Annotated in this window: 15 protein-coding genes and 1 pseudogene; 5 read left to right on the top strand and 11 right to left on the bottom strand. The window is 29.4% G+C overall.

Going from position 1 to position 14,253, the window contains the following annotated elements; translation table 11 throughout:
- Positions 1-52: 52 nt before the first annotated feature.
- Entirely contained in the window at positions 53-1,402 is a 1,350-nt protein-coding gene (locus EIG86_RS06835) for a sigma-54-dependent transcriptional regulator (protein ID WP_127845418.1), read from the bottom strand.
- Positions 1,403-1,574: 172 nt separating this feature from the next.
- Here EIG86_RS06835 and EIG86_RS06830 point away from each other — a divergent pair, with 172 nt between their 5' ends.
- From EIG86_RS06830 to EIG86_RS06820, 3 genes and pseudogenes are all read left to right on the top strand, one after another.
- Positions 1,575-2,024, top strand: a complete 450-nt coding sequence (locus tag EIG86_RS06830) for a response regulator (RefSeq protein WP_127845417.1) — start codon at positions 1,575-1,577, stop codon at positions 2,022-2,024.
- 206 nt (positions 2,025-2,230) lie between these two features.
- Positions 2,231-2,944 (top strand): annotated as a pseudogene (locus tag EIG86_RS06825) (transposase).
- Between the two features lie 702 nt (positions 2,945-3,646).
- Positions 3,647-3,853 (top strand): hypothetical protein, encoded by a 207-nt coding sequence (locus EIG86_RS06820; protein ID WP_127845416.1) that lies wholly within the window; start codon positions 3,647-3,649, stop codon positions 3,851-3,853.
- A 574-nt stretch (positions 3,854-4,427) separates the two neighbouring features.
- Here EIG86_RS06820 and EIG86_RS06815 read toward each other — a convergent pair.
- The gene (locus EIG86_RS06815; protein ID WP_127845415.1) at positions 4,428-4,814 is read right to left on the bottom strand and encodes a hypothetical protein; all 387 of its coding nucleotides are present in this window, start codon (positions 4,812-4,814) and stop codon (positions 4,428-4,430) included.
- 682 nt (positions 4,815-5,496) lie between these two features.
- On the opposite strand from EIG86_RS06815, the gene EIG86_RS14220 reads away from it, so the two are divergent.
- Positions 5,497-6,468 (top strand): hypothetical protein, encoded by a 972-nt coding sequence (locus EIG86_RS14220; protein WP_205030466.1) that lies wholly within the window; start codon positions 5,497-5,499, stop codon positions 6,466-6,468.
- 123 nt (positions 6,469-6,591) lie between these two features.
- Entirely contained in the window at positions 6,592-7,350 is a 759-nt protein-coding gene (locus EIG86_RS06805) for an SOS response-associated peptidase (RefSeq protein WP_127845414.1), read from the top strand.
- Between the two features lie 7 nt (positions 7,351-7,357).
- On the opposite strand, the gene EIG86_RS06800 is transcribed toward EIG86_RS06805, so the two are convergent.
- From EIG86_RS06800 to EIG86_RS06760, 9 genes are all read right to left on the bottom strand, one after another.
- Positions 7,358-8,215, bottom strand: a complete 858-nt coding sequence (locus EIG86_RS06800; RefSeq protein ID WP_127845413.1) for a methyltransferase family protein — start codon at positions 8,213-8,215, stop codon at positions 7,358-7,360.
- Between the two features lie 166 nt (positions 8,216-8,381).
- A complete protein-coding gene (locus EIG86_RS06795; protein ID WP_127845412.1) occupies positions 8,382-9,593 on the bottom strand; it encodes a primase-helicase family protein in 1,212 nt (403 codons plus the stop codon).
- Positions 9,583-9,957 (bottom strand): hypothetical protein, encoded by a 375-nt coding sequence (locus tag EIG86_RS06790; RefSeq protein WP_127845411.1) that lies wholly within the window; start codon positions 9,955-9,957, stop codon positions 9,583-9,585. Before EIG86_RS06790 ends, EIG86_RS06795 begins: the two co-directional genes overlap by 11 nt.
- A complete protein-coding gene (locus EIG86_RS06785; protein ID WP_127845410.1) occupies positions 9,945-10,382 on the bottom strand; it encodes a hypothetical protein in 438 nt (145 codons plus the stop codon). The genes EIG86_RS06790 and EIG86_RS06785 overlap by 13 nt, the downstream gene beginning before the upstream one ends.
- Positions 10,383-10,436: 54 nt before the next feature.
- Positions 10,437-10,796 (bottom strand): helix-turn-helix domain-containing protein, encoded by a 360-nt coding sequence (locus tag EIG86_RS06780; protein WP_127845409.1) that lies wholly within the window; start codon positions 10,794-10,796, stop codon positions 10,437-10,439.
- A gap of 546 nt (positions 10,797-11,342) precedes the next feature.
- Entirely contained in the window at positions 11,343-11,726 is a 384-nt protein-coding gene (locus tag EIG86_RS06775; RefSeq protein WP_127845408.1) for a hypothetical protein, read from the bottom strand.
- 26 nt (positions 11,727-11,752) lie between these two features.
- Positions 11,753-12,193 carry a hypothetical protein gene (locus tag EIG86_RS06770; protein WP_127845407.1) on the bottom strand — a complete coding sequence of 147 codons (441 nt, stop codon included), beginning with the start codon at positions 12,191-12,193 and terminating at the stop codon, positions 11,753-11,755.
- Positions 12,194-12,210: 17 nt separating this feature from the next.
- Positions 12,211-13,350 (bottom strand): tyrosine-type recombinase/integrase, encoded by a 1,140-nt coding sequence (locus EIG86_RS06765; RefSeq protein ID WP_127845406.1) that lies wholly within the window; start codon positions 13,348-13,350, stop codon positions 12,211-12,213.
- Positions 13,350-13,937 (bottom strand): helix-turn-helix domain-containing protein, encoded by a 588-nt coding sequence (locus EIG86_RS06760; RefSeq protein WP_157983116.1) that lies wholly within the window; start codon positions 13,935-13,937, stop codon positions 13,350-13,352. The genes EIG86_RS06765 and EIG86_RS06760 overlap by 1 nt, the downstream gene beginning before the upstream one ends.
- Positions 13,938-14,253: the final 316 nt, after the last annotated feature.

Here is a 14,253-nt window from a genome sequence, read left to right as displayed (position 1 = left end):
TCATTTACCATCTTGATAGTATTAAAATTTCATTAAACGTTTAAATAAAACTTCATTTATTAATATTGATTTTATCTTTCTTTGCTAGGTAATATATAGTAGATACGCCTATATTCAGGATCTCAGCTACTTTTTTTATGTTATAATCATATCTTATTAAATGATCCTGAATAATTTCGTTATTATATTGTTCTAAGGTTCTCCTAGATAAATTTAAACCTTTTTTTGATTTACTTATCGATATATCAGAAGGCTCCACTTTAGCATTATCACAAAGCACACAGGCTAGTTCAACAATAGACTTCAACTCTCTTATGTTACCTGGATAACTATGTCCTTTCAACGTTGAAATCGCATTTTCAGAAAATACTGGTGTTTTTTGAGAGTTTTCTTTAGAGAATTCCTGAGCAAAATGGTAAGTCAATAACTCTATATCTTCAGGTTTTTCTCTTAGGGGTTTGAGATGTATTGGGAAGCCAAATATTCTGTAAAACAAGTCTTCTCTAAAATTACCCTGTTCGACTTCCTGTTTAAGATCTTTATGAGTTGCTGAAATGAGTTTAAAGTCCAAAGCTATCTCTTTAACACCTCCAATTCTTCTTATTTTACGCTCTTGTAGAGCCCGTAATAATTTGGACTGAAGTGGTAACTGGATTTCTGCTATTTCATCTAAAAAAAGAATTCCTTTATTAGCTTTTTCAAACAAACCTATTTTTTGCTGATCTGCACCTGTAAATGCACCCTTTTCATAACCAAAAAGCTCGCTTTCCAATATATCTGCAGGGACAGCAGACATATTGATTGAGACAAAATTGGTACTTATATTTTTATACTGTTGTGATATAGACTTTGCGATGAGCTCTTTTCCAGTTCCTGTTTCTCCAGTAATCAAAACATTTATGTTGGTCTTGCAGGCTTTTTTTACCAAAGTTTCAATACTTTCTTTTTCAGCCTTACTTCCAATAATTTCAACTGGATTTTCTTTATTTTTAAGTTTTGATTTTAGACTTTTGATTTCATTTTTAAGCTCTTTTTTTTCTTTGATGTGTTCTACCGACTTCAAGAGCTGGTCTTTTAGATTGTCATTTTTAATAACATAATCTCTTACTCCTATCTTGAGTAAATCCACTGCTGTTGAAATATCCTCCTGTCCACTTATGACTAATATATCTTGATGCGCGTTATTTTTAAGTATGCTCTCAGCTAATTGAACACCATTCATAATTGGCATTAAATAATCAATACAAACTAGATCAGTATCGCTGTCTATGCTTTTTAAAAGCTTGTTTGGGCAGTCAAATAGCACGACGTGATGGTCTTCATTCATCTTTAGGATGTATTCAATTCGCTTAGCAGACCAAGGATCATCATCAATTATATAGATAGTATATTTATACTTCATAAAAGGTATTAAATAGATAAACAATACTACGCAATATTAATTATAGTTGCAATATGTTTTTAATTTCAAGAATGAAATTCTAATATTTAGAAATACAAAATATTAAAAATACTGGTTATAAGTGATATATAAATTGGCATCTAAATTGAATAGAATGTTTTAAAAAATTATTATGAACATTTCTATTATCGATGATAGTGAATTAGCCCTTCATGTACATCATTTTATTTTGAAGACACATTTTAAAAATTGTGAAATCACAAAACATAAATGCCCTGAAACTTTTATTGACATGCTGTCTCAAGGAATGATTAAAGTCCCAGACCTGGTTTTTACTGATTATAATATGGGTAAACATAATGGTGTTGAGCTTTTGTCAAAAGTTGAAAAAGTAAAAAAAGAATTACAAATCGGAGACGATAAATTAAATTTTGTGATGGTATCGTCTGAAGCTAATCTTATGCAAATCTTCAACACCTGTAAATCTCCTTTACTAAAAGGGTATTTTCATAAGCCATTAAAACACAGTAATGTTGAAGGTCTTATGATATCACTCAGTCCAAAACCTCAAAAATTTCACATCACCAGTCATAATTTAAATCTAATTTACTCAATTATTTAGACTCATTTTAACTTTATCAAATTTTGATTTATAAAAAAATCAACGCTTTATCTTTCCATCATTAGATAATGTATCGAATTTGTCTTGATACTCATTTGTTATATAATACTGTAATAATTACCCGTTGTGTATTTTGATTTAAAATAAAGAAAGTTGCTCATGTCGCTGATAATCAGTAAATTTTTTTTAGCTATAAAACTTTAAACATTAACAACTTAAATGTAATTTACGAAAGAATTTTTGAAGTATTACAAAAGATATCAAAACAACAACTATTAATTTACCAGCGGCGACGTACAAAGCTGAGTAACTTGGAGCTAATAAGTTTATCTTTAACCGATGATTATAGTTATAAATACTGAATAACTTACTCAGAAGACTTCCTTAAAGCTTTACTTCTAAAATTGAACGTAGTGTGTGTAAACGAAGAAGACGCAAGTTAGCAGATCATATTGATAGAATCAGATTAAAGCTAGCTTCTCCTTTTAACCAATTTGAAGATTCCTAAATCATAAGCAGCATACCTTTAGAAGTATGTAAATTTTCACGAAGTTCTCGTTCTAAAATATGCAATGAACACACTTATGCATATCCTGATAAAGAATATTGTGCATCTCAAAGCTCAACTTACTACGATTATAAGCTTCATGCAATTTGTTCTGTAAATGGTGTATTCCAAAGTCTAGATTTGAGCCCAGCATTCGTACATGATATAAATCATTTCAAAGACATTAAAACACAAAATTAGAGATTGTACATTAATAGCAGGTAAGGGATATTTATCCGCAGTAATACAGCTTAATCTTTTGCTGGCTTAAAAATTAGAATAATATCTAAGATTACTTCACTTACAATTGTTCAATATATAAAAAAATTTGTTTTTGATAGAAATCAATAAAATTAAAATCAACATTATTTAAAATGCACAACGGGTTCCTAAACTTAAATTTACTCAATTCAAGTCTTTTTTATTTATGTGAATAAAAGCCTTGAAAATATCACTTTGTATTTAGCTAAAAACAACAGCAACAACAACGCAACAACGCCAACAATAAAAGCAATTAGCTAATTTTAAAACATGTAAAATTCAAGTATACAGTGTTTTAGAAAAGTTGTTGATTTTACAAAGAGGTTTTTTTTCAATTGAGCAACAAGAAAACAATAACAAAGCAACGAATTGCAACAAAGCGAAATTGAAGGTATTTTCAATGAATATTTTAATGCAAATAAACTGCATCTGTCAGTAAAGATTTATTTCATTTCTAAAAGAACTCCGATGTAAAAACTATTTTTGGAGAAGGTGGAGTTCGAGAAGTTAGAGGTAGACTATTAAGTTTAAAGGCGACAGCTGTGCAACTAAAATACAAAAACAGTAGTCAATAAAATGGTTTAAATTGTTTCCCTTAATTAAATTATTGAAATAAACTTAAAGTACTTAAAACAGCTAGTTTAATAGGAAGCCCACAATTCTTTATCATCTAAGAAAATAATCTCAGAGTATAAAGCAAAATTGAGTTACAAAAAGTATCACAAACCTTTGCTAAGAAACATAAAAAACATTTTTAAGTTTGAGGTAATCCTTTTATATTTAGTTCCAAAACAAACTTTTAAAAATATTAATCATGGAATTTAACAATAAGATTAAAGAAGAATTAGAAGCAAGAATTAAAGGGCTAGAGGATTTCATTGCAGAAAATGGTGTAGGCTCGAAACAACTGAGTAAAGCTAAAAAAGTACAGCGAGATGGAAATATAGTTTTATTTGTAGGTGGCTTAATCACAGCTGCAGGAATTGCTATTTGGGCAATGAACCGGAACAGCGATGATTAATATTGGATAACAAATAATTCGGTTGCATTTAAGCCAAAAGGTTAAGGATTTTTTGTCCTTAACAGTGATTTGCATACTCTTAGGCAAAAGTCACCTTTGCTATTCTAATTAAAGAGGCTTTACACTTATTTGCCAAAATCTATAATAATAAGAACCGACAGCCAGTCATTTGATCATCAGTGTAGAAAAATGATTGGCTGAAGAATGACTTTGAACAAAGGCGAGATTGATAGTATTTTCAATGAAGATTATAATTAAAATCAACTGGAGTACCATCTGTCATTAAAGACTTATTTCATCTCTAAAAGAAATCCGATGTAAAAACTATTTCTAGAGAAGGTGGAGTTCGAGTAGTTAGAGGTAGACTATTAATTTGAAAGGCGACAGCTGTGCAACTGAAATACAAAAGCTGTTAATTAATAAGATAGTTTTGAAATCTGACTTTAATTGAATAAAACAGATTACAATTGGACTTGAAATGAAAATAGTACGTCTTAGTATTAATTAATTCCCTTTTTGATGAAATTCAAAAAACTCAGAGATTTTGATAGTTATCCTGATTTATTCTCCAAAATCAGGATTTGTAATTTCTGAACTTTTTAAAGTTGGAAAATTCCTTAGCGAAGATATAGACGAGGGTTCCAAATGCATAGGCAAGAATGTCCCAATAGTCTGCCGTAAATCTTTCACTGATTAGTGGAAAAAGAACTTCTCCTAAAATCACCATTAATAAAAAATAGCCAAAAATATCTGTGTAGGGCAGAACTAAGTTTCTATTGTGTAAAAGAATTCTGCGTTCCCAAAGTACTGCATATAATATTAACGGCATAAGGACTGCAGGATCTAAATAATTATCTAGAAAAGCTATGTTTAATTGAACTCCAAGTTGAAGGAACTGATGTATCAAAAACAGCAATGCAGAAACAATTACTAAGATTAGGATTGGGCTTTCCTGTTTCATAATCCGACAACAAGAGTGATGAACATAAATATGAAAATGACAGGAGATAAGCTTAGAAATAAGATTAAAACAGGTAATTTTAAAATAAATAGAAGAATCTGAAGCACCAAGGGATGTTTAGGCGACGGACGCATCCAATCCTTAGCAAAGTAATACATCAAAGAGAGTAATGACTCTGTGTTTCTTTTTTCACCATTAAATATTTTATCAGTTGTCTTTTTCTTCTTCATCTTTCTATACTGTACTTTTTTGTTAATTAGAATTATCTAAAAATAGCAATTAATAATCAGAATAGTTCTATAAAAAACGCTGTATCATTCATGCTTCTGTTTTTTTTGAGCCACACGAATTTAAAGGTAAAAAACATTCTTTTATATTTAAAATCAAAACAACAGCAACAACAACGCAACAACGCCAACAACAAAAGCAATTAGCCAATTTTAAAACATGTAAGATTCAAGTATACAGTGTTTATAAAATTCATTTGTTTTAAATTGGAGGTTTTGTTTTCAATTGAGCAACAAGAAAAACACTTGTCTAGCAACGATTTGCAACAAAGTGAAATAATTTTGAAACACCATTCAATCTAAAACTAATTGAACCAGTGAATTGCTTAAACACATCAATTTTCAATATATTAGAGGCTCAAAAAACTAATCTTTCTACCAATAAACATAAAACTATGCTTTGGAATAAAAACAACAACTATACAGAAATACCTTATGAAAGAGAGTCTCAACTTGAAGATGCTGTAAACGAAGTAAAAGAAGCTTTATTTGGTTCAAACAGAATTTACCTTGATGATAAAAAGAAAATCGGAAAGAAAGGTGCAACAAACAATTTGCCAGATGGTTATTTAATAGATTTAACCGACACTAGAAACCCAAAACTATTTGTTGTTGAAAACGATTTGTCGAGTCACCAACACCTGAAACATATTGCTGTTCAAATTCTAGAATTTTCACTTTCATTTGAAACCAGCAAAGTGAAACTCAAAAACATCATTAAAGAAATGCTTCAAAAAAGACCAAAGGAATGGTCAAAGTGTGAAGCATTTGCGAAAAAGAATGGATTTGAAAATGTAGATTTTTTACTCGAATCTATAATTCATAAACAAGATGCATTCAACGCACTTTTAATTATTGATGAACTCGAAGAAGAATTGGAAACGGTATTGATTAGCAGATTCAAATTCCCCGTGGAAGTTACAACTTTAAAAAGGTACAAAAATCAAGATGGAGATATTCTTTATGAATTCCAACCCTTCTTAAATGAAGTGTCCGACGACACCGATAAAATTGATATTTCAGAAATTGATACCATTGTCGTTCCAGCTAGAGAAGACGGATTTAAAGAAGTCTTTCTAGATGAAAACTCTTGGTATGCCATTCGTCTAAATGCATCGATGATTCCAAAAATTAAATACGTGGCCGCCTATCAAACTGCACCGACTTCAGCCATTACTCACATCGCTGAAATCAAATCGATTGAACAATGGAAAGATACCAACAAATACATTTTGAAATTCACAGAAACTGCCGAAAAAATCAAAAAAATTCCATTAGGAAAGCTGAAAAATAAAGCGCCACAAAGCCCAAGATATTCATCAAGAAGTAGAATTTTAAACGCAGACTCACTAGATAGTGTGTTTTGAATCAGGCTTGTGCACAATATTTTTTAAAAAATTGAAATAAGGAGTCGTTTTATTTATCATGTTTTAGCTTAGTAGCATTTAGTAATCTATTGTAGATAAATAATCAATTAAAAATCAGGAATTATGTGTTTTCATACTTCACAAATCCAAACTGTCAAAAAACTTGAGAAACGATATAATGCTGATTTGAGTGATGAAAGCCAACGAGAGTTATTTGACATCCCACGATATCATATCAACGGATTTAGTCATTCTCAATTGTTGATTATTCCTCAAGAAAAGCCTAGTGTTTTGGCTGCAGCTACATGGGGTATCGCTCCAGAACACAAAACTGTTAGTGAACTAAAAGCATATTATAAAGAAGCCGTAAAATTTGGTGGTGGTCTGAATGCTAGAGCAGAGAAAGCTTTTTCACATTTCATATACAAACAATCTATTTTGGGTAAACGTTGCCTAATTCCTGTTACAGCTTTTTTTGAGCCACACGAATTTAAAGGTAAAAAATATCCTTTTGTAATTAAAAGAAAAACACCAACAGCAACAACGGCAACAACAACAGCAACAAACCTATCTTTAGCTGGTTTTTACACAAGAATACAAAACGTGGTGACGTTTACCATTTTAACTCAGGACGCTTCGCCTTTATTTGTAAAAATCCATAACAAAAAGAAAAGGCAACCCGTTATTTTATCTGACCAACAAGAAAAACAATGGCTAAGCAACGAGTTGCAACAAAGTGAAATTGAAGCTATTCTAAAAAATCATTTTGATGAAGACCAATTGGAATACTATCCAGTAAGTAAAGATTTGTTTCATCCAAAGGTGAATTCAGATGTAGAGACTATTTTAGAAAGAAAGACATATCCAAATTTAAGTTTTTAAGTATTCCTTACTTTCTCCTTAGAATGGATCTAGGAAACCATAAACCGACTGTTTTAGTATAATCTTTATAAGCTTTTCCAAAACGTTTAAGCATATTCTTTTCTTCAATAGGTCTTACAACTACATGCCAAAGTAAACCACCCAATATGGTGTAGATAAGAATATGGAAGGATTCAAAATAAATACTTATAGCTATACCTTGTCCCATTCCAGCAATAGCCATAGGATTTCTAACATATTTGTAAATACCATTAGTAACGAGTTGGTTGGTTTGGTCTGTTGGTAATGGTGTGCCATCACCATATTTAACCATAGCAAATGCGCTTGATAAACCTAAAACACTTGAAACAACAAATAAAACATAAGATGAAATTTCAAAACTGATTTTGTTGGTGGGTAGTAAATCAAAGCCATCAATAATTATCCAAGGAAACAACACTAAGCTAATTGACCAAAAACAAATAATTTGAAATACAGTTTTCAATCCATTTATAAGTTGGTTTTGTGATCTGGATTGCCTGAATAATTGAGATTGATTCACAAGAAATAAATTATATCCTAAACCAAGCATCATAATAGTTGTGGATAGAAAACCACCACCAGTTAATATCGATGCATTTAAACAATATAAACTGCCATAAGCAAATGCGCCTAAAATAATCCATTCTAAAGTTTTACTTTTTTTATAGGCTCTAAATAATGATAAACCCATAATCAAAACTAAATCTGGTATAAAAAAAGAATTGAACGCAACTTTTGGAATATTTGGAAACTGAAAAGCCATAAAAAAATCCTGACTAGTGTATAAGCCAACCCACCAAAGAGAAACCAGTGCTGCTTGAATTAAGTATGAAGTGCTTTTCAAAAGTTTAAGTTTTATTCAAAAATATGTTTTTTAAATATCGGTTCGAATTTTACGAGCATTAAAATGATAATTAATAATGGTCTTTATGCTAAAACTCTAATTAAATTTTTGTTGACTTGTTGACAATTCATCCTTAAAATTGAAAGTAAAAGTCAACAAGTCAACATTAAATCAGGCTTTTGAAATATTCTTTGTGGAGTGTGTAAACACGACCTTTCTTGTCCATCTCATTTATTTCAATAGTATTTTCAAAACCAGTATTTACTTTAAAGTAATATTTATAGGTAGTAGCATTGTTAGTTGGTAATAAATTCCACTTGTCTTTCAATATTTTAGTGATGGCTGAATTACTGATGAAAGATCTATTTTCTTGCATAAAATGTTTAATGTCTTTAAGCGCAAGTTTTACCGTTTCTTGCTCCGATAGTTCAATGTATTCGTATAAGACAGTTGCGAGTTCTTTTTCATCTATGTCGTAAGAATTTCTCACCACTCTTAACAGAGCTTCTGTTTTAATATCTTCTTTCTTAAACCACATTCTAGAGGAACAAGGGTATTCAATTTTTCGATTTTCTAGAAAGTATTTGATATATGGAATTTCTTGTTTTAATTTTTCATCGAAATCTTGAATATATTCATTAATTTCATTGATGTCGAGAACCCAAAACCTAATTTCATTCTTATCTACAACAATAAAATCATCAATATTGTTAGATGCTAAGATAATTTTACCAAAGAAATTCTCCTGTTTTTGATCCACACCTTTTTTCTCTCGTTGCTGTGTTTTTGATGTAGAAAGTTCTTTAATATAGTCTGTTTCTTCTCGTTTGTCAAATTTTGCTTCATCAACTGCAACAATCAATTTATTTATCCAGGCATCATTAAATCTACTTTTAAAATCTGCTTTTTTAATAATAGCTACATTGTTTTCAAACAACATTCGGAACCAATTTAAAAAAGTTGTTTTTCCAGTATTTCTTGTTAAACTTACTACGCAAAGGACAGGTAATAGTTGTGTTGGCTTTTGCCATAATAAGCTTAGGTAATCAATTCCCATTTCATAAAAAGAACCAAAGATGTGTTTCAATAATTTTTGTGTGTATGGAAATTCACCTTCTTTTATAGAACCACTTAATTCGTGATATTCATTGTAAAACCCTTTTACATCAGTTTTGTAGTTGCTATGGGAAGGATAGTTGATAAACCCATCGTATCGGTCAATTTTTTTGATAAAACCTTTACCTTTATCATCAATAATAGAAGATTTGTCCCATTTTGCTAAACGTTTAAAACTTTGACTTTCATTGTGAATGTCTGGCTCGTGTACAATCTTAAAATAAGTTGTTGCTACTCTTATGTACTTTTCTTTATTTTTCATTAATATTAAAATTTAGAATTGAACATTTTTCTATTTTATAATTCTCTTTGGTTAGTATTCTTACAATCACGCCATCACCGTGTTTATTTTCAATAAGTGCTTTATTGATTTTGTTTTTTAAACGAATTGTTGTTGGTTTAAAAACTTTTTTTTCATCATTGATAATAGTTTCGGCTAACTGATAAGCATTTTCAATTTCAAATCTGAAATGACCACTTAGGTTCTTATTCATTAAAACAGCTTGAAGAATTTTAATTATTTGTGTTAATCTGCTTATTAGTGAAATATCTCTGTCAATGAGTTTTATATCATTTGCATTTTCTGAATTTTGAAAGTCTATTTGATGGTTTTTTAATAATTCCATGTTGTACTGGTTTTTAAATAAACAATTTCTTTCTTTTCGTTATCGAAATAAGCTTGAGTTCCATCTGCTTTCATAGGAGCATTTTTTACCAACTCATACCTATTTCTAAATTGAGCCATCAATTTTTTAAAGTCTCCTTTGGTTAATGGTTTATTGTCTTTATGAGTAAATAGACTTTTTAATGTATCAGTAGCTACGTTGGCAAGAGCAGCATTTCCAATTCCAGCCAAATTAATTGTCTCCTTGTTTTGATTTTTAGCAATACTAGGTTTTGATAACCCCTTGTCTTTTTTCACTTCTAGTTGTTTGTTTCTTTGGAAGTGTGCTTTTACTCGACACGTATTGGAGCAATATTTTTGAATTTTTCTTCTGCGTGGTAGATATTCTTTTGAACAATATGCACACGTATAGGTGTAATTTTCCATGATTTTTCGTTAAATGAACGTTTGTTTTACGGTTAATGCGAGAAATTCAAAGCATTAAGCTTTGAATTTGTTTTTTCTAATATATTCGTCTGCTTTGTTTTGAATATCCTGATTGGTATCAACGTTGCCATTGCGCAACCAATCTATAATATCGGCTTTGAAGAAGTATAGCCGTTTACCTTTTTTGGTATGGGGAATTTTACGTTTATGAACCAGTCCGTAAATACCAGAAGGTTTCATGTCTAGAAAATCGGCAATTCCTTCTACATCAAAATGTTCTTTAGAAATCGCTTTTTCATTAACTGTTTTTGGAGTTGTAATAAACTCACCTGTTTCATTTTCGAACTTCACCTGGATGTCTTCTACAGGGTGTAGCTCACCGTTTTGGGTTTGAATAAATAGTTTAGTTTTCATATCAATAGTTTTTTGTTTACACTGCGAAACTACTTTGATATGTTTTGTTTTATACTATCGATTGGTAAGTGATTGGTAAGAGATTATTTGAATTTAAGATTTTAAATTGCTGTAATTTAGTGGGTTATAAGTTTTAAAATAGTAAAAAAAATCAAATTATTATTCATTTTTAGAACGAACATGTTTTCTTAGATGTCCAATGGCTTTAAAAAAGCTACTTAATTTAAGTTTTTTAAGGACTCTTTCTAGATCTTTAAGAGTATTAATACCTTTTCTGAGATTTCATTTACAATAGAAGAAAAAATGGTATTATCATAAGCGTTTTTGTAAAACATATCTGTATAATCTTCAATTGAAATTAAAAGATTTAACTTTATAAACTCAGTTTTGGGAAGGTTTATTTTTAGATAATTGATAGCCATGAAAGCCTTCAGGATTAGTTATCGTTTTTTATTCAATGAATCTAATAATGCTTGAGTATTTTCTTATTCTACTCTGTAATCTTTCTTTTTATTATCAGTCAATATAGACTTAAGATAAACTTTATCACTTAATTTCTTTTTTAGAATGAATTTTTCTCTTTAAAGTTACTAAGGAATTATGAAAGCTACTTAATTGAAGACTTATAAAAACTTTTTTTAGATTTTTAAGAGTTTGAATTTCTTCTTCTGATATTTCATTTATCACTAAAGAATAAATGGTAGTATCATCAGCGTTTTTGTAAAACATATCTATATCATCTTCAATTGAAATTAAAAGATTTAACCTTATAAACTCAGTTTTGGGAAGTTTTATTTTTAGATGATTCATAACCATGAAAGCCTTCAGGATTAGTCTTTTATCGTTTTTAGTCAATGAATCTAATAAGGCTTTAGTTTTTTCTTTTTTTATTCCGTAATCTTTCTTTATTTTCTTTTTATCATCAGTCAATATAGGCTTAGGGTAATGTTTATCTCTTAATTTTTTTCTAGATTGGGATATTTTGATTTTATATTTTGAAGTGTAAATTCTTTGTAATCATTAAAATCATACATATATTGATATACATTTGAGTTGTTGTCAGCGTTGATACTGATATTTGTTAAAGCGTGAGCTGTACCAATATTTTCGATTAACTTTTCAAAGCTTGTTTTAACATTGTTGCTTTCAAAATAATCTTTTATTTCATTTTCTAAAACTAATTCTATCTGTCTAAGGGTATCACCTAAATAATTATTTCTTTTTTCTAGAAAAATTTTAAATATAGTTTCTAAATTCTTTTCTTTAATATATTCTTTTGACCTTGAATGTAATAGGTTACTAATCTTGTTAAATACAACAGAAAACCTAAGCTCTTTGTCTTTGCCAGTTTGAAATTGTTTAATAACTGATTCCTTTTTTTTCTGAAAACTCACCATCGTAAGTACTCTTGAATTTATCTATCATTTTCATTTGTATTCAATTTAATTTTATCTAAAGTATTGTTTTTCATGTTGTCAGTAAGCTTAGCGTAAATCATTGTTGTTGAAATATTTTTATGTCCTAGCATTTTAGAAAGCGTAAATAGATCCGTTCCGCCCTCAAGCTGTAACACTGCATAAGTATGTCTGAAAGTATGCATTCCAATTTCTTTATTAATTTCTGCATCTTTTTTCCATTTTTTCAACATTCGAAATGCTTTATGGTAAGAGATATTAAAAATTTCCCCTTTCTTTCGATCAGGGCTTTGTTTTTTCAGAATTTCATAGGCATCTTTTGAAATTGGATTGCTTGTATATTTTTCACCTTTTGTGTGAAATGAATTTATAACATAATTACCAGAATTATCTTTTGTGAAATCTTTCCATTTTATTTTTCTTGCTTCTACGAAACGGAAACCTGTATATGCACAAAAAAAGCAGATATATTTTACTGAATTATCTTTAATAGGTGTTTTCCATAACTTAGTTAAATCATCTTCAGTTAAATATGCTCTTATTTTCGATCTACTTTTTACATTTTTAATTCCTTTGGTTAAATCGCTTATTAAAATGTCATCTTCATAAGCGGTGTTTATAACTGATAAAAGATTTTTAAAATAGGTGGCGACTGTGGCTGATGATAATTTTTGCTTAGTTTTTAAACTTTTTACCCTAAGTAAGTAGTTTTTGAAACCTTCAATATGTTTTTTAGATAATGCTTTGGTATAAATTATTTTTGCATAATCTTTATAGTAATTAAAACCAGCAAGCCAAGATTGATAATTCGATTTTGAATTCTCACCATATTTTAAATCTATTAACTCCTTATAATAGTCTACGAAATTGATGTTTAATTCAACATTCTTTTTAAATCCGTACTCTTCATTATATATACTTAAACTCCTGCTTTCTTTTATTTTCTCAGCAACTTGAAGTGTTGACTTATTATGAGATTTTTCTTTTGCGTTTTTAGGTTTTTTAAAAATATGCATTTTCAAAAACTCTCTTCTAGTCTCTTTCCCTTTATTATTTATAATCGCTGGGTAAAAGTCTAAATATAGACTTAGCCTATCTTTGCTAATCGGCTTTTCTCTAAGTGTGACTTTAATCGCCATTATCTGAGGTTTTTAAAGATTAAATCTACTAATTTCTTTGGAACAATAACATGTTTTCCTTTTTGTTTTTTAGGTACTTTGTATTCTTTAAGTTTATTAAATACAAAGGATTTGGTTAGGTTAAACTCTTGATGGATTTCTGAAATTGTGTATATATCTTCTTCATCAAAAGTATTACTGCGTTCTGTTTCCTTTATATCAAAAGTGATTAAATTTTCAACATCCTGTCTTTTGATTCTTGTCAGTCTTTTGTTGATGTTATAGGCTTTTAAATTACCTGAACGAATCATATTATAAATTGTCCTATTCGACACATTTAAAAATTCAGCAGCTTCATTTACAGAAATTACATCGTTAATAGATTCACCATTATTTAGCTTATTATCGTTAGTGATTTCACCCTTAGTTTCGCTCTTAATTTCGCCAAATCCATGTGCTGAATTTTTACGATTTGATTTCACTAAATTAGGTTTTCTTCTTTTCGATTTATTTTTTCTTTTCGATTTCAAATCCTCTTTTTCAAGTTTAGCTTTCTCAATTTTCTCATCTCTAGCCCTTTGTTTGTAGGCTCTCTGAGCACATTTCAAAGAACAATATTTTGTTTTAGTTGTTTTAGCAATAAACTCAGAATAACAAAATTGGCAGACTTTTTTGACTCTTAAATTTGATGACATAATGTTGATTTTAATAATTTCTCCAATAATTTCACCGTTAGAGATATCACCGGTGATATCTCTTTTAAGCGAAATAAGTTACATGAGAAGAAATAAGGGAAATAGAAGTAACTAGATGTAACGAAGTGCTTCAAGTGAACTTTTCTCCCCAAGTAAAAATAATTCACACCCTATTTTTCGTCTCGAGGTACAAATAGGTACAAAAAAGTCGAAAAATAAAGCAATTTAA

The organism is Psychroflexus aestuariivivens, assembly GCF_004010055.1.
Classification (GTDB): Bacteria; Bacteroidota; Bacteroidia; order Flavobacteriales; family Flavobacteriaceae; genus Psychroflexus; species Psychroflexus aestuariivivens.
This window is presented reverse-complemented; position numbering and strand designations above follow the sequence as displayed.

Bases quoted from the DNA above. Each gene is read 5' to 3' on its own strand.
- EIG86_RS06830 (WP_127845417.1), top strand. From the start codon at position 1,575: ATGAACATTTCTATTATCGATGATAGTGAATTAGCCCTTCATGTACAT.
- EIG86_RS06770 (WP_127845407.1), bottom strand. From the start codon at position 12,193: ATGGTGAGTTTTCAGAAAAAAAAGGAATCAGTTATTAAACAATTTCAA.
- EIG86_RS06805 (WP_127845414.1), top strand. From the start codon at position 6,592: ATGTGTTTTCATACTTCACAAATCCAAACTGTCAAAAAACTTGAGAAA.
- EIG86_RS06780 (WP_127845409.1), bottom strand. From the start codon at position 10,796: ATGAAAACTAAACTATTTATTCAAACCCAAAACGGTGAGCTACACCCT.
- EIG86_RS06790 (WP_127845411.1), bottom strand. From the start codon at position 9,957: ATGGAATTATTAAAAAACCATCAAATAGACTTTCAAAATTCAGAAAAT.
- EIG86_RS06820 (WP_127845416.1), top strand. From the start codon at position 3,647: ATGGAATTTAACAATAAGATTAAAGAAGAATTAGAAGCAAGAATTAAA.
- EIG86_RS06785 (WP_127845410.1), bottom strand. From the start codon at position 10,382: ATGGAAAATTACACCTATACGTGTGCATATTGTTCAAAAGAATATCTA.
- EIG86_RS06795 (WP_127845412.1), bottom strand. From the start codon at position 9,593: ATGAAAAATAAAGAAAAGTACATAAGAGTAGCAACAACTTATTTTAAG.
- EIG86_RS14220 (WP_205030466.1), top strand. From the start codon at position 5,497: ATGCTTTGGAATAAAAACAACAACTATACAGAAATACCTTATGAAAGA.
- EIG86_RS06765 (WP_127845406.1), bottom strand. From the start codon at position 13,350: ATGGCGATTAAAGTCACACTTAGAGAAAAGCCGATTAGCAAAGATAGG.
- EIG86_RS06815 (WP_127845415.1), bottom strand. From the start codon at position 4,814: ATGAAACAGGAAAGCCCAATCCTAATCTTAGTAATTGTTTCTGCATTG.
- EIG86_RS06835 (WP_127845418.1), bottom strand. From the start codon at position 1,402: ATGAAGTATAAATATACTATCTATATAATTGATGATGATCCTTGGTCT.